The sequence below is a fragment of the Marinobacter sp. V032 genome (assembly GCF_052645435.1).
In genome coordinates, this window is the sequence record NZ_JBQXYE010000005.1 from 106,048 (window position 1) to 128,118 (window position 22,071).

21 protein-coding genes and 1 tRNA gene are annotated in these 22,071 nt (G+C 56.3%); 13 read left to right on the top strand and 9 right to left on the bottom strand.

Annotation, left to right across the window (positions count from 1 at the left end; genetic code table 11):
- Nucleotides 1–9: 9 nt before the first annotated feature.
- Together ACUN9X_RS17515 and ACUN9X_RS17520 are read left to right on the top strand one after the other, a co-directional pair.
- Entirely contained in the window at nt 10–1,383 is a 1,374-nt protein-coding gene (locus ACUN9X_RS17515) for a S41 family peptidase (RefSeq protein WP_445473889.1), read from the top strand.
- 62 nt (nt 1,384–1,445) lie between these two features.
- Nucleotides 1,446–2,267: a divergent polysaccharide deacetylase family protein gene (locus ACUN9X_RS17520; RefSeq protein ID WP_445473914.1), complete on the top strand. Its 822-nt coding sequence runs from the start codon at nt 1,446–1,448 to the stop codon at nt 2,265–2,267.
- 41 nt (nt 2,268–2,308) lie between these two features.
- Here ACUN9X_RS17520 and hisF read toward each other — a convergent pair whose 3' ends face one another.
- From hisF to ACUN9X_RS17545, 5 genes are all read right to left on the bottom strand, one after another.
- Nucleotides 2,309–3,082: an imidazole glycerol phosphate synthase subunit HisF gene (gene hisF / locus ACUN9X_RS17525; RefSeq protein WP_260038077.1), complete on the bottom strand. Its 774-nt coding sequence runs from the start codon at nt 3,080–3,082 to the stop codon at nt 2,309–2,311.
- A gap of 2 nt (nt 3,083–3,084) precedes the next feature.
- On the bottom strand, nt 3,085–3,822 hold the full coding sequence (hisA, locus tag ACUN9X_RS17530) for a 1-(5-phosphoribosyl)-5-[(5-phosphoribosylamino)methylideneamino]imidazole-4-carboxamide isomerase (protein ID WP_260038079.1): 738 nt from the start codon (nt 3,820–3,822) through the stop codon (nt 3,085–3,087).
- Nucleotides 3,823–3,874: 52 nt separating this feature from the next.
- Entirely contained in the window at nt 3,875–4,516 is a 642-nt protein-coding gene (hisH, locus tag ACUN9X_RS17535) for an imidazole glycerol phosphate synthase subunit HisH (RefSeq protein ID WP_260038080.1), read from the bottom strand.
- Nucleotides 4,517–4,589: 73 nt separating this feature from the next.
- Nucleotides 4,590–5,183, bottom strand: coding sequence for an imidazoleglycerol-phosphate dehydratase HisB (gene hisB, locus ACUN9X_RS17540; protein ID WP_260038081.1), 594 nt, complete (start codon nt 5,181–5,183; stop codon nt 4,590–4,592).
- A 117-nt stretch (nt 5,184–5,300) separates the two neighbouring features.
- Complete coding sequence (locus ACUN9X_RS17545; RefSeq protein WP_260038082.1) at nt 5,301–5,762, bottom strand: SRPBCC family protein; 462 nt, start codon at nt 5,760–5,762, stop codon at nt 5,301–5,303.
- A 315-nt stretch (nt 5,763–6,077) separates the two neighbouring features.
- On the opposite strand from ACUN9X_RS17545, the gene ACUN9X_RS17550 reads away from it, so the two are divergent.
- The 4 genes from ACUN9X_RS17550 to ACUN9X_RS17565 all read left to right on the top strand — a co-directional run bounded on the left by ACUN9X_RS17550 (nt 6,078) and on the right by ACUN9X_RS17565 (nt 9,875).
- Entirely contained in the window at nt 6,078–8,297 is a 2,220-nt protein-coding gene (locus ACUN9X_RS17550) for an AsmA family protein (RefSeq protein WP_445473890.1), read from the top strand.
- Nucleotides 8,297–9,361 (top strand): A/G-specific adenine glycosylase, encoded by a 1,065-nt coding sequence (gene mutY, locus ACUN9X_RS17555; protein WP_445473891.1) that lies wholly within the window; start codon nt 8,297–8,299, stop codon nt 9,359–9,361. Before ACUN9X_RS17550 ends, mutY begins: the two co-directional genes overlap by 1 nt.
- 46 nt (nt 9,362–9,407) lie before the next feature.
- Nucleotides 9,408–9,683, top strand: coding sequence for an oxidative damage protection protein (locus tag ACUN9X_RS17560; RefSeq protein ID WP_260038085.1), 276 nt, complete (start codon nt 9,408–9,410; stop codon nt 9,681–9,683).
- A gap of 116 nt (nt 9,684–9,799) precedes the next feature.
- Nucleotides 9,800–9,875: transfer RNA gene (locus ACUN9X_RS17565), tRNA-Phe, on the top strand.
- A 64-nt stretch (nt 9,876–9,939) separates the two neighbouring features.
- Here ACUN9X_RS17565 and ACUN9X_RS17570 read toward each other — a convergent pair.
- Complete coding sequence (locus tag ACUN9X_RS17570; RefSeq protein ID WP_445473892.1) at nt 9,940–10,107, bottom strand: hypothetical protein; 168 nt, start codon at nt 10,105–10,107, stop codon at nt 9,940–9,942.
- 160 nt (nt 10,108–10,267) lie between these two features.
- Entirely contained in the window at nt 10,268–10,954 is a 687-nt protein-coding gene (locus tag ACUN9X_RS17575) for a DUF2959 domain-containing protein (protein WP_445473893.1), read from the bottom strand.
- Nucleotides 10,955–11,419: 465 nt separating this feature from the next.
- Between ACUN9X_RS17575 and ACUN9X_RS17580 the strand changes: the two genes are divergently transcribed.
- The 7 genes from ACUN9X_RS17580 (at nt 11,420) to astE (ending at nt 17,615) form a co-directional block, all read left to right on the top strand.
- The gene (locus ACUN9X_RS17580) at nt 11,420–12,442 is read left to right on the top strand and encodes a class I fructose-bisphosphate aldolase (protein WP_445473894.1); all 1,023 of its coding nucleotides are present in this window, start codon (nt 11,420–11,422) and stop codon (nt 12,440–12,442) included.
- Between the two features lie 595 nt (nt 12,443–13,037).
- A complete protein-coding gene (locus ACUN9X_RS17585) occupies nt 13,038–13,169 on the top strand; it encodes a hypothetical protein (protein ID WP_260038088.1) in 132 nt (43 codons plus the stop codon).
- Nucleotides 13,170–13,448: 279 nt separating this feature from the next.
- Nucleotides 13,449–14,219: an ABC transporter ATP-binding protein gene (locus ACUN9X_RS17590; RefSeq protein WP_260038090.1), complete on the top strand. Its 771-nt coding sequence runs from the start codon at nt 13,449–13,451 to the stop codon at nt 14,217–14,219.
- Between the two features lie 128 nt (nt 14,220–14,347).
- Complete coding sequence (locus ACUN9X_RS17595; RefSeq protein WP_445473895.1) at nt 14,348–15,103, top strand: transporter substrate-binding domain-containing protein; 756 nt, start codon at nt 14,348–14,350, stop codon at nt 15,101–15,103.
- Between the two features lie 57 nt (nt 15,104–15,160).
- Nucleotides 15,161–15,865 carry an ABC transporter permease gene (locus ACUN9X_RS17600; RefSeq protein WP_445473896.1) on the top strand — a complete coding sequence of 235 codons (705 nt, stop codon included), beginning with the start codon at nt 15,161–15,163 and terminating at the stop codon, nt 15,863–15,865.
- 5 nt (nt 15,866–15,870) lie between these two features.
- Nucleotides 15,871–16,593: an ABC transporter permease gene (locus ACUN9X_RS17605; protein WP_445473897.1), complete on the top strand. Its 723-nt coding sequence runs from the start codon at nt 15,871–15,873 to the stop codon at nt 16,591–16,593.
- On the top strand, nt 16,593–17,615 hold the full coding sequence (gene astE / locus ACUN9X_RS17610; protein WP_445473915.1) for a succinylglutamate desuccinylase: 1,023 nt from the start codon (nt 16,593–16,595) through the stop codon (nt 17,613–17,615). Before ACUN9X_RS17605 ends, astE begins: the two co-directional genes overlap by 1 nt.
- A gap of 103 nt (nt 17,616–17,718) precedes the next feature.
- Here the strand turns inward: astE and ACUN9X_RS17615 are convergent, their stop codons facing one another.
- Both ACUN9X_RS17615 and ACUN9X_RS17620 read right to left on the bottom strand, forming a co-directional pair.
- Entirely contained in the window at nt 17,719–20,757 is a 3,039-nt protein-coding gene (locus ACUN9X_RS17615) for an efflux RND transporter permease subunit (protein WP_445473898.1), read from the bottom strand.
- A complete protein-coding gene (locus ACUN9X_RS17620; protein WP_445473899.1) occupies nt 20,754–21,878 on the bottom strand; it encodes an efflux RND transporter periplasmic adaptor subunit in 1,125 nt (374 codons plus the stop codon). Before ACUN9X_RS17620 ends, ACUN9X_RS17615 begins: the two co-directional genes overlap by 4 nt.
- Nucleotides 21,879–22,071 lie beyond the last annotated feature (193 nt).

Sequence of the window (22,071 nt, forward strand, 5' to 3'; positions counted from 1 at the left end):
GGAAACTGCATGAAACTGGCCAGACGTTCTGCTTCTTTAGCTTTCTGCTCGATTATCGGGCTATCAGCCACTTGCCTGTTGTCGGCCCCCGTGGCATTCGCTCAGGAAAGCGCAAGCGAAACGGTTATAAAGGGTACAGCGAACGGCAAAGACATCACCGTCCGCTTACCTGACCCCGAAAAGCAGCTTCCACTCGACGAGCTGCGAAAGTTTACCGAGGTGTTTGGCCGGATCCGTGAAGCCTACGTCGAAGAGGTTGATGACACGACCCTGCTCGAGAGCGCGATCAAAGGCATGCTATCAGGCCTCGACCCCCACTCGGCCTACCTCGAACCGCAGGCATTTGAAGAGCTGGAAGAAAGTACCAGCGGTGAATTCGGCGGATTGGGCATTGAAGTCGGCATGGAAGATGGTTTTATCAAAGTCATTTCCCCTATCGACGACACTCCCGCCCAGAAAGCAGGTGTGCAAGCCGGTGACATGATCATCAAACTGGGCGATCAGCCGGTCAAGGGCATGGACCTGGAAGAAGCCATCAACCTTATGCGCGGCAAACCCGGCAGCGTGCTGAAGCTCACCATCGTCCGCGACTCCCAGAGCGCACCGATTGAGATTGATGTAGAGCGAGACATTATCAAGGTGGCCAGCGTCAAATCACGACTACTGGAACCCGGCTACGCCTATATCCGCCTGACCCAGTTCCAGGCCGAAACCGGCCGCGAGTTTGTGCGCTCCATCGGCAAACTGGAAAAAGAAAACGGCGGCATTCTGGACGGCATTATTGTTGACCTGCGCAACAACCCCGGTGGCGTTCTGCAGGCAGCTGTCGAAGCGGCAGACGCGCTGCTGGATGAAGGCCTGATCGTCTACACCGAAGGCCGGATCCAAAGCTCCAAGCTGCGCTTCAGCGCCCAGCCCGGTGATGAAAGCCATGGCGCCCCTGTGGTCGTGCTGATCAATGGCGGCTCGGCCTCCGCATCTGAAATCCTCGCTGGCGCGCTGCAGGATCATAGCCGCGCCGTGATCATGGGTACCAAATCGTTCGGCAAAGGCTCTGTTCAGACGGTGGTGCCGCTGGACGAAACCCACGCGATCAAGCTCACCACCGCCCGCTACTTCACACCCAGCGGTCGCTCAATCCAGGCCAAAGGGATTCGTCCGGATATCGACGTCAAACAGGCGCGCCTGACCGAAGTCGACAACACGCCGTTCTTTACCGAAGCCGACCTTAGCGGCCACCTCGAAAACGACGAGGAAGACGGCACTGCATTGCCACCCGCAGCACGGGATGAGCTGGTCGCACGGGATTTCCAGTTAAGGTCCGGCCTGAACCTGCTCAAAGGCATGGCAATCATGGCCAACAAGAAGGTAGTAACTGAGTGATTGAAGTGGTTCGACGCCTGTCCCGGCTGAGCCTATTGCTGGCCGGGTTATCGGGCACCGTCATAATCCCGGCTCACGCCCAGAGCCAACCGGGAGAAACACCGCCACCCACCATCGCCATTATCATTGATGACGTGGGGCATGACCGATACGAGGGCGAACGGCTGATCGCCCTTGATCAGCCGATCACGCTGGCCTTCCTGCCCTATCGCCGCTACACCAGCACACTGGCGGAAGCAGCCCACGCGCGCGGCAAGGAAATCATGCTGCACGCACCCATGGCCAACACCCACAATTATGATCTGGGGCCCGGCGGACTTGATCCGTCAATGGACCAAGCCGCAACCACCCGGACCCTGCGCCGGGCGCTGCAATCAATCCCGTACGTTCGCGGTGTGAACAACCACATGGGCAGCCTGCTGACGCAGCGGCGAGCCAACATGGACTGGGTGATGTCGGAGCTGGTTCAGTATCCGCTGTACTTTGTTGACAGCCGCACCATCGCCTCAACTGTTGCCGCAGCCAGTGCTCGCGATCATCAGGTGCCCAACCTCAGCCGTGACATATTCCTCGACAACGACCAGACCGAAGCCAGTATCGACAAGCAATTCAAGCTGCTGATAGCAGCGGCCCGTCGTAACGGCACGGCTATCGCCATTGGTCACCCGCACAAGGCCACCGTTGATTATCTCGAAAAGCACCTGCCACTGCTGGATGAACAGGGTATCGCGGTCGCGACAGTGAGTGGCCTCTGGGCCATGCGCAACTACAATCGGCCAATGTTCGCCAGCGGCGATAAACGCCCTGTCAGATCATCACTGGCGAAAGGCGAGAACATAAAACCTGTAGTGCAATCTAAAGCACAAAAAAAACCGGACAGCTAAACACTGTCCGGTTTTTTGGTATCTGGCACTTCTCTCTGCCCTTAGATACGAACCTCGATTCCCTGCGCCTGCATGAAGGCTTTGGCTTCCGGAATCGTGTGCTGGCCAAAGTGGAATATCGAAGCCGCCAGCACGGCATCAGCACCACCTTCTGTTACGCCATCTGCCAGGTGCTGGAGCTCGCCCACACCACCCGAAGCAATGACCGGCACAGATACCGCATCACTGACTGCGCGGGTCAGACCATTATCGAACCCGATTTTGGTGCCGTCACGGTCCATGCTGGTTAGCAGCAGCTCGCCGGCGCCCAAAGCTGTCATTTTTTTAGCCCACTCAACAGCGTCCAGGCCTGTCGGCTTACGACCGCCATGGGTGAAAATTTCCCAGCGCGGTGGCTCGCCTTCCCCGCTGACCCGTTTGGCATCAATGGCCACTACAATGCACTGACTCCCGAAACGCTCGGCGGCCTCGCGCACGAACTCCGGATTAAACACGGCTGCAGTATTGATGCTGACCTTATCCGCACCCGCATTCAGCAGCTTGCGAATATCGTCCACGGTGCGCACACCGCCGCCCACTGTCAGCGGGATAAAGACCTGGCTGGCCATCCGCTCAACGGTTTCATAGGTCGTATCACGGCTTTCATGACTCGCGGTGATATCGAGAAAGGTGATCTCGTCTGCACCCTGCTCGTTATATTTGCGCGCCACTTCCACCGGATCACCGGCATCGCGGATATCAACAAAGTTGACGCCTTTGACAACGCGGCCTTTATCAACATCAAGACAGGGAATGATACGTTTGGCGAGCGCCATAATTACTTCTCCTGCTGGTCACACCAGGCCTGGGCTTCCGCAACATCCAGCGTGCCTTCGTAAATCGCGCGACCGGTAATGGCACCGAGAATGCCGCGATGTGCGACTGCGGATAGTCCCTTGATGTCATCCATATTGGTCACGCCGCCGGATGCGATCACCGGAATTCCACATGCCTCAGCCAGTGCTGCCGTCTGTTCAACATTCACACCCTGCATCATGCCGTCACGGGCGATGTCGGTGTAGACGATGGAATCAACACCATCGTTGGCGAACTTGCGGGCCAGATCGGTGGCCATGACTTCAGATACTTCAGCCCAGCCATCGGTAGCGACGCGGCCATCTTTGGCATCCAGACCCACGATGATATGACCCGGGAACTCACGGCACATCTGCGTTACAAATTCAGGCTCTTTAACTGCCTTGGTACCAATGATGACCCACTGCACGCCGGCCTTCAGATAGGCTTCAATTGTCTCCGCCGAGCGAATACCGCCGCCGATCTGAATCGGCAGGTCCGGAAAGCGACTGGCGATCGCATTGACGATGCCACCGTTAACCGGCTCGCCAGCAAACGCGCCGTTCAGATCCACCAGATGCAGCCGACGGGCGCCGGCATCAACCCAGCGCGCCGCCACATCAACAGGATCGTCAGAGAACACGGTGGAGTCATCCATCCGGCCCTGGCGCAGGCGTACACACTTTCCGTCTTTCAGATCAATGGCGGGGATAATCAGCATGAGATCGTTTAATCCACTAGTCAGTCAATTCACACAGGAGTCGGACAGGTGCTCAGCGCCCCGACCACTCCACAAAGTTTTTCAGCAGTTGCAGGCCGGCACGGTGGCTTTTTTCCGGGTGGAACTGCACAGCAAACACATTGTCGCGCGCAACAGCCGCAGCCAGATCCACACCGTAACGGGCACGCCCTGCGATATCAGGATTACCTGCCGCCTCAGCGTAATAGCTGTGCACAAAATAGAAGCGATCACCGTCGGGAATACCCTGCCAAAGCGGATGGTCGATGGTCTGCCAGACCTGATTCCACCCCATATGAGGGACTTTCAGGCGCTCGCCGTCGTCACCCTTGAGATCCGTGCCAAAAAAACGCACCTGCGAAGGAAACAGGCCGATACCATCGACGCCGTTATTCTCTTCGCTGCGAGCCATCAGGCCCTGCATACCGACACAGATGCCCAGCAACGGGCGATCCTGAGCGACTTCACGCACCAGCTCGTCGACACCCTGGCGACGGATTTCGGCCATGCAGTCACGCATCGCGCCTACACCCGGCAGAATCACCCGGTCAGCAGCCCGTATCACGGCGTGATCCGAGGTCACATGCACCTTCATATCCGGCGCCACATGCTCAACTGCCTTGCTTGCCGAATGGAGGTTACCCATACCGTAATCGATAATGGCAACAGACTTCATAGTCAGGATAACTCCGGAGAGGAATCGCCAGGGCGATCAGCTCGCCCTGGCGGGTATGACTGGACACTCCCGGTCAGAGGGAGCCTTTGGTAGAGGCGATAACACCGGCCATGCGATCATCATGTTCAATCGCCATACGAAGCGCGCGGCCAAACGCCTTGAACACCGTTTCAATCTGGTGGTGGGTGTTTTTGCCCTTCAGATTATCGATGTGCAAGGTCACCATGGAATGGTTTACAAAGCCGTGGAAAAACTCTTCAAACAGATCCACGTCAAAACCACCAACAGAACCGCGAGTGTAAGGCACGTTCATGCTCAACCCGGGACGGCCTGACAGATCAATCACTACCCGAGACAAGGCTTCGTCGAGCGGCACGTAAGCATGGCCGTACCGACGAATCCCCTTCTTGTCGCCCACCGCTTTGGTAAACGCCTGCCCCAGAGTGATACCGATATCTTCAACCGTGTGGTGATCGTCGATGTGCAAATCGCCTTTTGAGACGATATCCAGATCAATCAGACCGTGACGCGCGATCTGGTCCATCATGTGTTCCAGAAAGGGCACGCCGGTATCAAAACGGGATTCACCGGTACCATCCAGATTCACGGAAACCGTAATCTGGGTTTCAAGGGTATTACGTTCTACCCGCGCCTTACGTTCGGCCATGGGGTCTCCAGGTTCATTAATCGACAGATCGCCGGGAATTCGGCAGCGCAGAGTATACCGTTTTCAGGCAACTTTCTCACCGCTATGCGCCAAAATTACCCTTACAGCCCGAAGGCCTCAGAACGCCTTCTTCAGGTTATTCATATAGGTGTCCACTAACCCATTGAATTCGTGCTTCACCACCGGGCTGATGGCAAGCTTCAAAAGGCTCGGCAGCGGTAGCGTCAATTCAGCTTTGGTCTTGAAGCTCGCATGCGTCAGATCATCACCTTTTGCCGTTAGCGTCCAGGAGCCACGCACGACACCGTTACCCTCACCCTTCACCGGCTCCCAGGTAATAACACCGGTCTCTTTGTCTGCTGCATACTGGCTGGCGTAGACTGACTGGATCGAGTGTTTGTCGACCCCGATTTTCTCCATCTCCCAGCGGTACACGTTGTTGCCCAGATCCACCAGCTTGTCCACCTTCGGAAAATGATCAGCTGAACGCGGCACGTCCGCCAGCAACTCAAAGACCTCGTCGTAGCTGCCAGGGATATCAATTTCACGGCTCAGATCAATTGCTATTGTTATCGCCACCCGTTACTCCTTCTGTAACCTGTGCTTTTCATTGTTATTACTTTCGACGCGGAACATTAACTGAACGTCATACCCGGTCAACGTTTATTTTGTAATCTACAGTTTACAGGGCAAAGGGCGAAAATGACCATTTTGCCGTGCTATTGCGTAGACACTGAAAAACCGGAAGCCGATCAGAAGCCATAAAACATGCAGGTACCTGGCCCGACATCGTCACAATCCGGGTAGCCGCTTCCAACACCTGTCGCGTATCCTTGGACATCACCGAGGGCTGTTTTAAAACCGTTTCAACTTTGCCGTAAGGACACAGCTGATATGAAAGCACTTCGTTATGTGTTGATTGCCATCGCCGGAATAGTCGTACTTCTAGTGGCCGCAGTGGTCGTCGCAACAATGGTGCTGGACCCGAACGACTACAAACCCCAAATCGAGAAAGTGGTCGAGAAAAACACCAACCTCGACCTGATACTGGCCGGGGATATTGACTGGTCGCTGATTCCCATTGGGCTGGAACTGAATGACGTCGAGGCCAAGCTCGACGGTGAGCAATTTGTCAGCCTCAAACAACTCGTCGCGCAGGTCGATTTCTGGTCACTGATTGCAATGGCCCCGGCTGTCGATACGTTTATTCTGGATGGTCTCGACGCGCGCATGGTCAAGAACAAAGACGGCCAGGGCAACTGGCAGCGTGTCATGCCCGAGCCCACTGAAACGCCGGAAGAGGCAGACACCGCAGCAGCACAAGACGAACCGGCGGAACCTGAGACAGCAGAAACATCGGGCGACAGCGCACCTCTGAAATTCAACGTTGAGGAAGTGCGCATCAATAATGCAAAAGTGCACTATATCGATGAAAGCACCGGCCAGGATGTAACCCTCGAAGACTTCAGCGTCACCGCCAACGACATCACGCTGGGCCAGTTCTTCCCGCTGGAAATGGGGTTCCGGTTCGCAACCAACAAGCCCGACTTTGAAGTCATCGGCAAAATCAACGCCCGCCTTATGGCGAACGAAGCACTCAAGCAGTTCGAGATCCAGGATCTCGACAGCAGCTTCGAAATGAATGGCGAACCGCTGAATGGCAAAACAATCACAACCGGGCTGACAGGGAACATCACAGCTGACCTTGAAAACGAAACCGCCTCTCTTAAAGACTTTGCTCTGGCGGTTGCCGACCTGACCCTGAAAGCCAACCTGGACGTCACCGGCTTTGGCGAAAGCCCGAAGCTGGCCGGTGATCTCAAGCTTGAAGAGTTCTCGATTCGCAAGCTTCTGGCCGAGCTGGGCCAGGCCGATATCAATACCAGTGATCCCGACGTGCTCGAGAAAGCTTCCTTTTCCACAGATATTGGTGGTGATAGTGGCAAGGTTCAGCTCGACAACCTCAAGCTCGTTCTTGATGACACCACATTCAACGGCTCATTCGGGCTGGGACTGGAAAACACCGCCATCGCCCTGAACCTCCAGGGTGACAAAATCAACGTAGACCGCTACCTGCCGCCCAAAGACGAGTCTGCCGCTGCCGGCGATTCCTCTGACCAGCCGGCAGAGTCAGGCAGCGATGGCGCCGGCAAAACCGCGGCACCCGCGGACGAAAGTGATTTGTTGCCACTTGAAACACTGCGCGGACTGGCACTGGACATCAACCTGGGGCTGGAGGAGTTGATCGCAAGCAACCTGACAATCTCCGATATCAAATCGAAGATCACCGCCAACAATGGCCTCATCAAGGTTCAGCAGTTCGGTGGCAACCTCTACGAAGGTGATTTCAACGTGACCGCCACGCTGGATGCGCGCAAAGATAACCCGACCTGGAAAATCAGCGAACGGGCCAACAACATCCAGACACTTCCCCTGCTGACCGATCTGGCTGAAGTGACCCTGCTATCGGGTGGCGCCAACCTGACGGCGGACATCACCACCCAGGGTAACCGGATGTCCACCCTGCGCAACAACGCAAAGGGTGATATCAACTTCAAGCTGGCAGAGGGCTCGTTCAACAAAATGAACCTGACCCGCATGGCCTGCACCGGCATCGCGTTCGCCAATGGTGAAAGCCTTGGCACTGACGGCTGGGGCACCACCACACCGTTCAACGACATGCACGGCACACTGAAAATTGACGGCAACACCATCAACAATACCGACCTGACTGCAGCGCTTGCCGGCATGGAGCTCAAAGGTGACGGCACCGTCGATCTCAAGAGCAGCAACCTCGACTACGAAATCGGCCTGCGGGTGGTTGGCGAACTCCACCGCGACAAAGCTTGCCGCGTCACAGAATATGTTGAGGGCGTAGTGATTCCAGTCGAATGTCGCGGCGATATCAGCGGTGAACCTGCCAAGCTTTGCTCTTTTGACGGATCACGCTTCCGCGACACACTCAAGGGCATGGCATCCAATGCCGCCAAACAGAAAGCAAAAGACGAAGCCAACAAGGCGATTGATGACAAGGTTGGCAAGGAACTGGAAAAGCACGTCGACAAAGAAACCAGCGACAAAGTAAAAGATGCGCTGAAAGGATTGTTCAAATAATGCCCGACAGCGTCGCCGGATCGCTGCTCGCCTGGTACGACCAGCATGGCCGTAAAAATCTGCCGTGGCATGAAAACAGGACACCCTATCGGGTATGGGTGTCCGAAATCATGCTGCAGCAGACTCAGGTCAACACCGTTATCCCCTACTATGAAGCATTCATGCAGCGCTTTCCTGATGTGGAAGCGCTGGCATCAGCACCAGTAGATGAAGTGCTTCAGCACTGGTCCGGCCTCGGCTATTACGCCCGTGCCCGCAACCTGCAGAAAGCCGCCATCGCGGTGATGGAAGAGCATGGCGGAGAATTCCCCGATAACCAGGCAGCGCTCGAGGCCCTCACCGGCATCGGCCGCTCAACCGCAGCAGCGATTCTGGCTCAGGCTCACGGCATCCGCGCCACCATCCTTGACGGCAACGTCAAGCGGGTATTGGCACGCTACCACGCAGTGAGAGGCTGGCCGGGGCGCCCCAAAGTCATGAATGCACTCTGGGCTCATGCTGAAAAACACACTCCGGATGCGAGAGTGCGCGACTACACCCAGGCCATCATGGATCTGGGTGCAATGGTCTGCACCCGTCGTCGGCCCGATTGCGCAGACTGCCCGATCAACGATGGCTGCGAGGCATTGGCACAAGGCATCGTCGATCAGTTGCCCGAATCAAAACCCCGGAAAATCATGCCTGAAAAAGAAACCTGGCTGCTACTCATCGAAGACGACATTGGCAACCTGCTAATGGAGCGCCGACCACCCAGCGGCATCTGGGGTGGCCTGTGGAGCCTGCCAGAGATGGACACTGCCATCACACTGGACGAGCTACCGGAAATCGCGAGCCGCGAGCTGGGCATTCAGTGTGAAGACCCGGAACCCCTGGCGGGTTTCCGACACACATTCAGCCACTATCACCTGCATATTCACCCGGTGCGCTTGCGCCTGACCGGCCAGCCGGCCATTGCCGACAGCGAGCGCCTGCACTGGCATCCACGTAGCACAGCACCATCGCTCGGTGTCCCAAGCCCCATCCGCAAGCTGCTGACCGAGCCCGAACAACCCAGCCTGGTTTGATCATCTGTTATCATCGCCTCAACATTGCTTACACTCAGGAGCCGACATGAGCCGCACCGTATTCTGCCGAAAGTACCAGAAAGAAATGGAAGGCCTCGACATGCCACCAATGCCCGGCACCAAGGGTCAGGAGCTATTCGAAACCGTGTCCAAACAGGCATGGAAAGAATGGCAGGATCAGCAAACCATGCTGATCAACGAAAAACACCTGAACATGATCGACCCGTTTGCGCGGAAATACCTCAAAGCACAAATGGAGAAGTTTCTGGATAATGAAGAGTTCGAGCAAGCCGAAGGATTTGTCGCTCCGGAAAAGCGCTAAACCGAACAACAAAGAGGCACATTGATCACCCAATGATCAACCCGAGGAAAACTGGGTAATTTTCTCTCGCGAAGCCTTGACTCGATCCATCTAAACCGGTTTAATACCGCCCCGTTGCCCGGATAGCTCAGTCGGTAGAGCAGAGGATTGAAAATCCTCGTGTCGGTGGTTCGATTCCGCCTCCGGGCACCACAAATATTAAAAAGGCCGCTCATCGAGCGGCCTTTTTTCGTTGTGTCCAGCATATTGCTCAAACCTACGCCTGAAGCAGTCCCAGCTTCGCAGCCAGTTCATCCCTTTCTTTCTGCACCCGGCGCAACTCCCGAAGATTCTGGAAGGTGCGCTCAAACGCATAGCGCGCTTCAGCCTGATTGGCCTCGTCACAGAGTTCCAGCCACCGTTCGGTCTCGTATATCACTGACATAAAATGCTCCTGCTTTAAGTTGAATACAGGAACAAGGTTATCGCCCAAGAGAGTGAGTTATCCCGACAGCTTTGCGCACGAATTGTGGCGAATAATGGCCGAGCCGAACCATCAGCATTGAAACCGTTCAGCACACGCCAAACCAGGCGCCCGAGAGCGCCTAGTTCCCCGCCTGAAACCGTTCTATAAACGCCTCGGATTCCGCAATCGACTGCGCCATATTCTCGATCAGTGCATCCACATCCTGACTGATCTGGCTCAGTTCTGTTTCAAGTGAGCCGATCGCCTGGGCGTTGAGGTTGTGTTTGAGGAACAACACCTGATCTTCAAATGCCTCCAGCACCGGGTCCATGCGCGCTTCTGCCTTGTGCATGCGGTCTATCAGTTGGCTGTATTGCTGGCGGGTTTCGGTGAGCTTCTGTTCGCTGGAACGTCGCAAGGATTCACTTTCGTACTGATCGAGTTCGTCGTCCCACTCGTCGAATAGAGCCTCGGAGACGTCTTCTACTGCCTCAATCCGCTCTCGCACCTTCTCGGCGACGCTTTCGCTGTCCGCATAGGCTTCGCTGATCTTTTCATACTGGGCTTTCAGGTCAGTGTCCGGTGTATTGACGACACTTTGAAAACGTTCAAGAGAGGATCGGAATGTTTCCTGAGCCTCACTCTGGGCATCTCTCGCATCACCGACCCGGTCTACCAGAATTTCCCTTTTTTCTATACCCAGTTTCTCCATTGCGTCGTAGTACATTGAACTGCAACCGCCGAGCCCGACCAACAGGAGAAAGAAAAACCCGATCCGGGCGCTTTTGAGCTGTGGAAAATGGCATGTGCTGCGCCAGCTGGACATAGAGGGCTCCTTCAATATTCGTTATTTTCGTGGCGACTTCAGTAAAGAGCGCCAAGTCTCCGGAGTATAACGGCTTGCCGGTATTTATGGTTTAACACATGAGGGCGGTAAGGCAGGAACACGCCAAATAGCCCTTAAATATCGCCTAAACAGACCGTAACCTCGTGCACTGCGCTCTGGCTTCGCATTGCCATCCCGCCAAAATTCCAGCTCAGTCATGGCGTTAACGCAACACCTTGTCTTCGGCGCCACCTGCAACACCAGCCTCGCCCCTGCCCGGTACTTGCTCCTGCCTGGCGGATCAGCAACCATTCAAAACCAGTCTAAAATTTCAGGAACCTTTGATTACGTCTGGACGATTCTGCAAGGCGCTCAAGTTTTGCCCGAAGGGGCTTTTTCTGAAAGCAGGAATCGCTAAAAGACTTAATCAGGAGGTCCTCAGCCAACACTATGGAGGGTAACGCGATGTCTACCGCAGCAGAACTTCAGAAAACCATCGACGAGATGATTGATGGCGAGAGGGGCATTCTGGCCGCTGACGAAAGCTCCGGAACAATCGAAAAGCGCCTGAAGGCTGTTGGCATTGAATCAACGGAGGAGAACCGTCGTTGGTACCGTTCAATGCTGCTGTCGACCGCAGAAGTGGGTCGTTATATCTGTGGCGTTATCTTCTACGAAGAAACCATGACGCAAAAGGACGACAAAGGCACGCCCCTCCCCGAGCTTGCTGCAAGCCAGGGCATTATTCCCGGCATCAAGGTAGACAAAGGCAAAGGCCCGCTTCCGGGCGCCCCCGGCGACATGATCACCTACGGCCTCGATGGTCTTGAAGAGCGCCTGGCCCACTACAAATCCCTGGGGGCGCGTTTTGCGAAGTGGCGGGAAGTTTATCCGATTACCGACCACAACCCGACGCCTCTTGGTCTGACCGCTAACGCCGAAATGCTGGCGCGATACGCAGCTGTGTGCCAAAGCCTCGGCATCGTCCCCATTGTAGAACCGGAAGTGCTGATCGACGGCAATCACAGCATCGAACGCTCGGCTGAAGTGAATGAGCAAGTGCTGAACGCCGTCTTCAGCGCGCTACGCCAGCATGGCGTTACGCTGGAACACATGATCCTCAAACCCAGCATGGTGACACCGGGCAAGGAAGCCGGAAAGAGTAGCCCCGAAGAAGTCGCCGCCATGACTCTGCGCACGCTTAAACGTTGCGTGCCACCAGCAGTACCCGGCATCAATTTCCTGTCCGGCGGCCAGACACCAGAAGAAGCAACAGCCAACCTCAACGCGCTGAACCAACCGGAAAACGGTGCTCCCTGGAAACTCGGAATGTCTTACGGTCGCGCGCTTCAAGAACCTGCAATGGCCGCCTGGGCTGGTGACACCGCCAATAAAGCGCTTGCCCAACAGGCCTTTCTCAAGCGCGCACGCCTGAATAGTCTAGCGAAGAAAGGCCAATATACAGCCGAAAAGGAAGCTGCCGATTAAGCAGCAGCCTGGCAAACCATGTCGTGGCAGCGCCTTAATTGCTGCCACGACGGTTAGTTGCCGCGCTATGCACAAATTGAAAGCAAATATAGTGCACCAACAAAACGCCTGGCCCAAATCAGTGCACCTCAACGCGGTGAGCGACAACCGGAATCCGTTACTTTCCTGCCAGGCAATACCTGAATATGGGAAAAACCGACACAGGCAAAGTGCATCGCTACCAGCCGCCTCAAGCCCTCGCCTTACGCATATACATCGATCTGCCTGGCCTCCGGTAAGCACTGGCGAATGAGTGGCATGCCCGCAAAACGCTCAGCCCGGCGGTTTTGATATCACTGTCGGAATGACGCTTGCCAAACATATCGGATACGTTTGGTAATCAAGACCTTTCTCTATGATTTTCCTGTAAATTGGCACCACTTCTGCATAGATTGAAACAGACTTTAAGGCACGGACTATTGATTTTTGCACCAACAGTCCGTAAAACTTATGTTCAAGAAACCGACCCCAATAACAGTTTGTGGCGTCGGTATGACTCAAAAAGAGAAAGGCAATGCCCACTCCGGTGATCCCGGAAAGCGGCAGGATGATTTAAATGCAAAGCCTTCACATGACCATTGAATCATTTTTACTCCCCACGGTGCTTCGTCCGCGACTTCAGCCGGCAGCACTTATTGGCCAGTCTCCCGTAGCCAAACTGGTCCTCGCGAAAGTCCTCGACGAGTAGATACTTTACCCCCTCTCTCTGCATCGGATGCATACCCCGGAAATCACGACGGATTCGTGATGCTTAGGGTTAGTGCACCCGCCCGATTGCGACTATCTTTAGTTAACCGGCAGAATGTTTTGTCTGGCGGGGAAATATGCAATCAAAGCAGAGCCCTTTGGCAAACCGGTTGCAGCACTATCGAATTGTCTGGTTACGCCGATACCCGGCCCCGGACGCACCAAAACAAAGATGCTGAATTCAGACACCAAGTATTTCAGACAGGCCCAGGAGTCATTCATGGCGGATAACGCGCCCTTGATCTGTAAAGACATCCACAAAACCTTCAACGACAACGAAGTGCTCAAAGGTATTTCCCTCGAGACCCGCAAAGGCGATGTGGTGTCGCTGATCGGCAGTTCAGGCTCTGGTAAAAGCACATTTCTGCGCTGTATCAACCTGCTGGAAACACCAACGTCGGGTGAGGTCATCGTTCATGGCGATCCGATACGCTTCAAAACCAACCGTCGAGGCGAGCGGATACCTGCTGATAACCGCCAGGTCGAACTGATTCGCGCCAAGCTGTCGATGGTGTTTCAGAGCTTCAATCTCTGGTCGCACATGACGGTGCTGGAGAACATCATTGAAGCCCCGATTCACGTCCTGAAAGTGCCGAAGAAGGAAGCGATTGAGCGGGCGGAAGCGTATCTGCACAAAGTAGGCATCTACGAGCGCAAGGATTATTACCCTTCACAGATGTCCGGTGGGCAGCAGCAGCGCGCTGCGATTGCCCGGGCGCTGGCAATGGAGCCCGAGGTCATGCTGTTTGACGAGCCTACCTCGGCTCTGGACCCTGAACTTGTGGGCGAGGTTCTCAAGGTGATGCAGAACCTTGCAGAGGAAGGCCGCACCATGATTGTGGTGACCCACGAAATGGCGTTCGCACGGGATGTATCGTCTCAGGTCCTGTTTTTGCATCAGGGTCACATTGAAGAACAGGGGACACCGGATAAAGTGTTCGACAACCCTGATTCCGAGCGCATGAAGCAATTCCTTGCACCCTCGTTCTGAGTGAAATCGACTGCTCCTTCAGGGCCTGGGCCGGCTAAATACCGCAGGCCCTGGCGGGTTCAGAGATGACGGTAGCCTCAGTGCTACTGATAAAAAAAGCCAAACGGCAAACAATGGAGAAGCAACGCATGAAAAAGCTGATTATCGCAGCAAGTTGCGCCCTCGCTATGGCAGCGGGCGCAGTCCAGGCAAAAGAATGGAAAGAAATCCGCATTGCATTCGACGTGCCTTACGAGCCGTTCGAATTCAAAAAACCAAACGGCGAACTGACCGGCTTTGAAGTTGAGCTGGCTGAAGCCATGTGTAAAGACCTCGAAGCCAAGTGTGAGCTCGTGGTTCAATCCTGGGACGGCATGATCCCTGGCCTGCTGGCGCGCAAGTTCGATGCCATCATGTCTTCCATGTCGATCACCCCTGAGCGCGCCGAGAAAGTGACTTTCTCCAAGCCTTACTACAACACCCCAGGCGGCTGGTTCGCGCGCGAAAGCGTCAACCTGGACGTGACTGACATGGATGCCATGAAAGGCAAGGTTGTCGGTGTTCAGCGCGGCACCACCATGGACACCTACGTCACCGAGAACATGAGCGGAACTGTTAGCGTCAAGCGTTACACCACTGCTGACGACATGGTGCTGGACCTCGAAGGCCAGCGTCTGGACGTGGTTTTCGTTGATTACCCGGTTGGCGAGCAGACCCTGCTGAGCCGCGACGGTTTCAAGGAAATCGGCGAGCCGGTCAAGCTGGGTGAAGGCGTCGGTGTTGCCATGCGTCCTCGCGACAAGGATCTGGCAGAACAGGTCAACAAGTCTCTTGATAAGCTGAAGTCAGATGGCACCTACGACGCCATCATGAAGAAATACTTCAAATACGACATCAAGATGTAAAACCCGATGTGGTCGCCGGCATGACGCCGGCGACCCGTCTCTGATACGGACCTGCCCATGCTTGATTTGCACGGCTACGGCCCCTCCCTGATGAAAGGCGCGCTGGTCACTGTTGAACTTGCGCTTCTGTCACTACTGCTTGCAGTAGTCCTCGGGCTGCTTGGCGCTTCATCAAAACTGTCAGGCAATCGCCTCCTGGTAGGTGGAGCCACCATTTATACGACATTGATCCGCGGGGTGCCCGACCTGGTCATGATGCTGCTGTTTTATTATGGCGGCCAGGTAATGGTAAACATGCTCTCGGATTACATTTACTACGAATACGATATCGATTTTTTCTTTCAGTTTGATCCGTTTATTGCCGGCGTACTGACCATTGGACTGATTTTCGGTGCCTATATGTCCGAAACTTTCCGGGGTGCATTCATGGCGGTCGATTCTGGTCAGATTGAAGCCGGCAAAGCCTACGGGTTCAGCCGTTGGCATACATTCCGCCGGATCATGCTGCCGCAGATGCTGCGCCACGCCCTGCCGGGTATCGGCAATAACTGGCAAGTGCTACTCAAGACAACCGCCCTGGTGTCCATTATCGGGCTGACCGATATGGTTCGGGTTGCCGAGCAAGCCAGTAAAGCTGAACACGCACCGTTCAAGTTCTTTATTCCTGTGGCGCTGGTTTACCTGGCACTGACGGCTATTTCAGAGCTTTTCATTAAATGGCTCAACGCCCGGGTCAGTGTCGGCGTCGCGAAGGGAGACTGAACCAAATGCCTGATTTCATTGTGAACTGGCTGAATACCAACGACATCTTCACTGCCACGACGATGCTGCACTACTGGGACGGCATGGTCACGACCGTACAGCTGGTTTTCCTGTCGTTGCTTATAGGTCTGATTGTCGCGGTTCCGCTGGCGATACTGCGCACGGTACGTAATCCGTTCATTTCCGGCCCGATATGGCTGTATACCTACCTGTTCCGTGGCACGCCGCTACTGATCCAGCTCTATATCATCTATTACGGCATCGCCCAGATCGATGGCATTCAGGACACCTTCTGGTGGACCATTTTCAGGGAGCCATTTTATCCGGCATTGCTGGCTTTTGTTCTCAATACGGCCGCCTATACAACCGAAATTCTGCGGGGCGCCATTGAAGCAACGCCTCACGGCGAAATCGAGGCTGCCAAAGCCTATGGCATGTCCTGGGCCCGCCGCGTGCGGCGGATCGTCATGCCCAGCGCGGCACGGCGTGCACTGCAGGCTTACTCGAATGAGGTCATCTTCATGGTGCATGCCAGCGCTATCGCCAGCGTCGTCACCATTGTCGACCTGACCGGTGCTGCACGGGATATATACTCCCGCTTCTATGCGCCGTTTGATGCCTTTATTGCGGTTGCTCTGATGTACATGGCACTGACGTTCACCATCGTGTTCTGTTTCCGCCTGCTGGAAAAGCGCATGCTCCGTCACCTTAAACCGGCGAACGGATGATGGCCCCTCACCTGCATCTCTTTGAAGGCGAGCCGGACTGGCTGTCCCATACCCTGGTTAAAGGCAACCAGGGCACATCGGCGATCACGGTCACGCTTGAGGATGGCACCAGCATCCAACGACTGGACACGGGTGTGCTTGAGGTGACACCGGTAGCGGATTCCGGCGAGCGGCTAATCGTCTCTGCCGGCGTTCATGGCAACGAAACCGCACCGATCGAAGTATTGAATGCGCTGGTCAGTGAACTGGTCCGTGGCGACTGGTCCGCTGGCCTGCCAATGCTGTTGATCCTGGGTCATCCGGCAGCCATGGTGAATGGCACCCGTTTTCTCGATTTCAACCTGAACCGCCTGTTCAGCGGCGCTCATGCCAAGCCGCCATACGCCGGAACCCCCGAAGCCGCGCGAGCCGCCTATCTTGAGGACATCTGCACCCAGTTTGCCGCGCCGGCGAAGACGCTGTTTCACTACGATCTGCATACCGCGATCCGCCCGTCACATCGGGAAAAATTCGCACTCTACCCGTTTGTGCCTGGCCGGACCGTACCTCAGTCCCAGAGCGATTTCCTGCTGGAAGCAGATGTGCCGACGCTGCTGCTGCAACACAAGTCCGGCACGACCTTTTCATCCTTCTCTTCGACCCGATTGAACGCCGAAAGCTTTACCATTGAACTGGGCAAGGTCCAGCCGTTTGGCAAAAATGATCTCAGCCGCTTCAAGGGCATAGAGCAGGCTCTGCGGCGCCTCTTCAGCGGCCAGCCCGCGCCAACCCTCAGCGATGCACAAACAGCTGATAGCGTAGTTTTCGAAGTGGTGCATGAAATCATCAATACTGGTGAGCATTTCAGTTTCCACGTACCCGACGATGTCGCCAACTTCACGGCCTACCCTCCCGGCACCCTGATCTGGGAAGACGAGACAACGCAATACCATGTCGGAGAGGTTCCGGAATCGATCGTTTTCCCCAATCGCGACGTTCCGATCGGCCAGCGGGTCGGGCTGCTGGTGCGCGAGCAATCATAAAAAAGCCGCCGGAGCCCTGACACTTTCGTCATCAGAGTTCCTGCGGCCAGCTTCTCAGTTTTAAACACCCACCTGCCCCGGAAACACCGGAGCCTTCACCTACTCAGACCGATGTCTGCTCAATCTCATCTGCCGTACGCGCCTGCTGAGGCCGAATAACCGCCACGCACAAGGCGGGAACAACCAACAGCGTTAACACGGTTGATGCCAGCAGACCCGAAATGATCGCCCAGGCCATGGGCGGCCAAAGTGTGGAACTCGAAAATGCCAGCGGCAGCAAGCCTGCAACAGTAGTCCCTGTCGTCAGCAGAATCGGGCGAGTGCGCTGTTCAACCGCGAGTCTGACGGCATCCCGAATGGCTTCACCTTCCAACAGCTTTCGATCCATCACATCAAGCAGAACAATCGCGTTGTTCACCACGATCCCGACCAGAGCGATGACGCCAAGTAGCGACTGGAACCCGAACGGCGATCCCGAGAACACCAGCCCCGGCACAATGCCCACTGTCGCCAACGGCACGGTCAGCAGGATCAGCCCGACACGCCGGAACGAGTTGAACTGTACCAACAGGAAGAACAGCAGCAACAACACACCAATCGGCGCAGTGGTGAGCAACGCACTGTTGGCATCGTTAGAGCCCTCCTTGTCGCCACCCAGCTCCATGCGCGTACCCGCCGGTAGCGGCTGTGCATCGAGCGTGCGATTGAGACCGTCGAGGATCTGGCTGAAGCTGTAACCGGTTTCCAGATTTGCCGTCACCGTGCTCACCCTGACGCCGTTGCGCAGGTAACGTGCTGCGGGCTCCCACTCGGTGCGAACGGATGCAATCGCCGACAATGGCACAGCATCCCCTTGTGGCGTGTAAAGGTTGATGGACAGCAACCGTGACAGAGACAGATTGGTGCCTTCTCTGGATCGTAATACCAACGGTATGGGGTCGTCTTCCTGTCGGAACTGCTGGGCCACGATACCAAAGCTCTGGCCATACAGGCTGCGAGCCACGTCGGCACGGGTGATGCCGTAGCGAGCAGCACTCGCATCGTCCACATCTATGGCGATGCTGGGCACGCCCGGGTCCAGATCATGGCGCACATCGACGGTGCCGGGAATTGTCCGAAGCGCGCTGAACACCTGCTCGACCGCCGCTGCGCGGGTTGCATCATCCGGGTGATAAAGACGAATCTCCACCGGCGCGATACGCGGTGGCCCTTGCCCCAGAATGCCCACAGACAGATCCAGTTCCGGCATGGTTTGGGCGGCGTAATCACGAATCCAGTGAACCAGGCCGGTGGTATCTTTCAGTTCAGGCGTTTCCACCACTATGCGAGCACGGTTAGGTGCTTGTGGATAACGTTGAAGGTTGTAATAAAAGCTGGGGCCGGTAAATCCGACAAAGCGATGGACCAGCACGGTTTCTGGACGCCCGCGAATCGCGTGTTCCAGCTCGGCGGATATCATCGCAGTACGCTGCTGGTCGGTTCCTTCCGGCATGAACAGTTCCACCACCACTTGCGGGCGATCCGCATTGGGAAAGAACTGCTGCTTCATGTAGGGCATCATCAACACGCTCCCGGCGACCATCACCACCCCGAAAACCACCAACGCCCCTGGCGCTCTGGAAACCAGATTGCCGAGAAATGCAGCCAGCCCGGCCAAACGGTCCTGCCGGATCTGCGTGCGAGGTTTCAGGTAACGGGATGCGAGCAACGGCACCGCTGAGATCGCCAGCAAGTAGCTCACCGAGAGGGTCAGCATAATCATCACCGGCACGCCGCGGGTGAAGTCCGCCGTCCCCCCTTTCGACAACAGCAAAGGCGCGAAGGCCGCAAGCGTTGTACCTGTAGAAGCGCCAAGCGGCCCTGCCAGCTCACGGATGGAGCGGCTCAGCGCCTCCATTCGGCTTGCGCCCTTGTCGAGCATCGTCTGGATACTTTCGACTATAACGATGGCGTTATCGATCAAAATCCCCAGCGAGATCACCATGCCGATCACCGCAATCTGGTGTAAAACGCCACCCCCCATCGCATACAGTCCGATGCTGATCAGCGCCACCATCGGCAGGATGGACGCCACCAGCACCCCCATCCGTATACCCATACCGGTAAACACCACCGCAACGATGATCAGCACCGACATCACCAAGCTCCAGGCGAGGTTATCGAGCCGGTCCTCAACCTTGTCAGGCTGGAAGAACATTTCGCGGATGGTGTAGGGAGCAAAGTCATCTTTGAGTTCGCCCAAACGCGCCCTCACCCGTTCACCAAAACGAATCGCGTCAGTTGACCCCTCTTCCATGATCAGCGACACCGTCACAACGCGCTCGCCATCAAACCAGGCCTCCGGTTGTCGCGGCTCTGCCGGCCCCCGCCAGACCTCTGCTGCAGCGGCTAATGGCACCTGCGAACCATCCGGCAGCTCAATCGGCGTTGCGCGGATAGCATCAATATCGCCAAACTCACTGTTCGGCAGAATCGACAACCGGCGCCCGTTTACCACCACAAAGCCGCCGGGAATGGTCTGATTTCGCTCGGCCAGTGTGTCGAGAATACGCGAGGGCGAGATGCCCAGCCTGTATAGCGCCGCGTCGTCCAGCGCCAGCGTGATCTGTTCGTCCGCATCCCCGTCGAGATCGATGCGCGAGACACCTCGCACATCGGCCAGATTGTTCTTGAGACGCTCAGCTTCGCGGGTCAGCTCTGTAACTGACGCCGAACCACCCACAGCCAGCACAATAGCCGGGATATCGATCATCTGATCTTCAAGCACCATTGCACCGACATCGTCCGGAAATTCCTGACGAGCGCGCTCCATCGCCTGCCTGACACGATCCCAGGCCGCATCGGTATCGTATATTGTGTCGTTCAGCCGGATATTCACAATCGCCACGCCGGTGCGGGCGGTGCCCTGGGCGTAATCCACTTCTTCCACTTGCAGCAGCTCGTCCGCCAGCGGGCGCAGAACCAGCCGCTCAACGGCATCGGCATTCGCACCGGGATAGCTGACGGTCAACAACCCCGCACGGTAGGGAAACGACGGATCTTCCTGGCGCGGCATGGTGCTGTAAGCTGCAATACCCAACAGGCAGAGCATGGTCACTATCATGCCGAGCAACCGCTGGGAGCCCAGCAGCCGCCTGATCATGGCAGAATCTCCAGCGGATCGCCGTCAGCGAGGCGGGTCATACCGGCATAAACCACCTGGTCCCCGGCTTTGAGTGCGTCTGACTCAATTACCACCTGCTCACCCACAATGCGTCGTACATCCACCGCAACACGCTCTGCCTTGCTGCCGCCAGTGCCATCGTTCGTCGACACACGGTAGACCGCAGTGCCTGTTGCCGAGCGGATGACCGACAGCAAAGGTACCGTCGTCACCGGTTCCACCCGGGGGATAATGCCGACTTCTACCGGCGCGCCGGCGTCAAGGGTGTTCTCAGGCAGGCTGACCAATACCGCGTGTAATTCACCCCGCACCGATCCCGGCTGCGCGATTTCCACCACGGTGCCGTTTACCGGCTCCTGATGGCGATTCTGAACTGACCAGATGGGCAGGAGCTGACCAAGGTTGATGTCCTCCAGCATGTAGGCCGGCACCCGCACCTCGACTTCCCGACGGCCCGGCGAGGAGAGCCGTACCACCGGCGTGCCGGCGCCGACAAACTCATCCACTTCCACCAGCAGCGCTTCAATCCGGCCGGCAAAAGGGGCCTTCAGCGTGCTCTCACCCAACATCTGATTCGCCTCGGCTAGCGACGCCTCAGCGGTCGCGACACTGGCTTCCAGCCCGTCGCGCTTTGCTGCCAACTGCTCAAGCGTCTGCTCGGATACCACACCACGCTGATAAAGGCTTTGTGACCGCTTCCATTCCCGTTGCGCCTGTTCGAGCTGGGTCGTCAACTCCTGCAGCCGAGCCTTCGCTGAATCGGTCGCAGGTTTGAGCGCCGGATTGTATAGCCGCGCCAGCAAGTCTCCTGCTTTTACCTGCTGCCCCATTTCTACCGGTTGCGCCTTCAGGGTGCCGCTGACCTGAAACGTCAGCGTGGCCCTCTGGTGAGCCTGCACAATGCCGGCAAAACGTAGGGTGTCAGAGGCGGAATCCGTCGCAGTTACCGCAGCCGTGCGAACGGTAACGGCTGCGGGCTGGGCAGTTACCTCTGCCGGATCGGTCGGTGCACTGGCAGATTCAGCGCAGCCGGACAGCCCCACAACAAGCAGGCCAAGAGCAGCAAGCCCGGAAACTCGGGTGAAAAGTGAGGATGTCATTGCGTCACCTGTATCGCGCATGTGTTTCGGTCCCTGAAGGCCACATCATCAGCATATGAGTTACTGACTTGTACTTCGGTCTGGTTTATCGGATGATCTTTCCGACATAATGTCATTCCTTGACACTTTGTCAATGACGAGATGACTTGATGCGATACGCCAGCCTTGAAACCATAAGTCAGCCCATCGCACA

Bases quoted from the DNA above. Each gene is read 5' to 3' on its own strand.
- ACUN9X_RS17560 (WP_260038085.1), top strand. From the start codon at position 9,408: ATGAGCCGCACCGTATTCTGCCGAAAGTACCAGAAAGAAATGGAAGGC.
- ACUN9X_RS17585 (WP_260038088.1), top strand. From the start codon at position 13,038: ATGCAAAGCCTTCACATGACCATTGAATCATTTTTACTCCCCACGGTG.
- ACUN9X_RS17515 (WP_445473889.1), top strand. From the start codon at position 10: ATGAAACTGGCCAGACGTTCTGCTTCTTTAGCTTTCTGCTCGATTATC.
- hisF (WP_260038077.1), bottom strand. From the start codon at position 3,082: ATGGCGCTCGCCAAACGTATCATTCCCTGTCTTGATGTTGATAAAGGC.
- mutY (WP_445473891.1), top strand. From the start codon at position 8,297: ATGCCCGACAGCGTCGCCGGATCGCTGCTCGCCTGGTACGACCAGCAT.
- ACUN9X_RS17620 (WP_445473899.1), bottom strand. From the start codon at position 21,878: ATGACATCCTCACTTTTCACCCGAGTTTCCGGGCTTGCTGCTCTTGGC.
- astE (WP_445473915.1), top strand. From the start codon at position 16,593: ATGGCCCCTCACCTGCATCTCTTTGAAGGCGAGCCGGACTGGCTGTCC.
- ACUN9X_RS17615 (WP_445473898.1), bottom strand. From the start codon at position 20,757: ATGATCAGGCGGCTGCTGGGCTCCCAGCGGTTGCTCGGCATGATAGTG.
- ACUN9X_RS17575 (WP_445473893.1), bottom strand. From the start codon at position 10,954: ATGTCCAGCTGGCGCAGCACATGCCATTTTCCACAGCTCAAAAGCGCC.
- hisH (WP_260038080.1), bottom strand. From the start codon at position 4,516: ATGAAGTCTGTTGCCATTATCGATTACGGTATGGGTAACCTCCATTCG.
- ACUN9X_RS17605 (WP_445473897.1), top strand. From the start codon at position 15,871: ATGCCTGATTTCATTGTGAACTGGCTGAATACCAACGACATCTTCACT.
- ACUN9X_RS17580 (WP_445473894.1), top strand. From the start codon at position 11,420: ATGTCTACCGCAGCAGAACTTCAGAAAACCATCGACGAGATGATTGAT.
- ACUN9X_RS17570 (WP_445473892.1), bottom strand. From the start codon at position 10,107: ATGTCAGTGATATACGAGACCGAACGGTGGCTGGAACTCTGTGACGAG.
- ACUN9X_RS17600 (WP_445473896.1), top strand. From the start codon at position 15,161: ATGCTTGATTTGCACGGCTACGGCCCCTCCCTGATGAAAGGCGCGCTG.
- hisA (WP_260038079.1), bottom strand. From the start codon at position 3,822: ATGCTGATTATCCCCGCCATTGATCTGAAAGACGGAAAGTGTGTACGC.
- hisB (WP_260038081.1), bottom strand. From the start codon at position 5,183: ATGGCCGAACGTAAGGCGCGGGTAGAACGTAATACCCTTGAAACCCAG.
- ACUN9X_RS17550 (WP_445473890.1), top strand. From the start codon at position 6,078: ATGAAAGCACTTCGTTATGTGTTGATTGCCATCGCCGGAATAGTCGTA.
- ACUN9X_RS17595 (WP_445473895.1), top strand. From the start codon at position 14,348: ATGAAAAAGCTGATTATCGCAGCAAGTTGCGCCCTCGCTATGGCAGCG.
- ACUN9X_RS17590 (WP_260038090.1), top strand. From the start codon at position 13,449: ATGGCGGATAACGCGCCCTTGATCTGTAAAGACATCCACAAAACCTTC.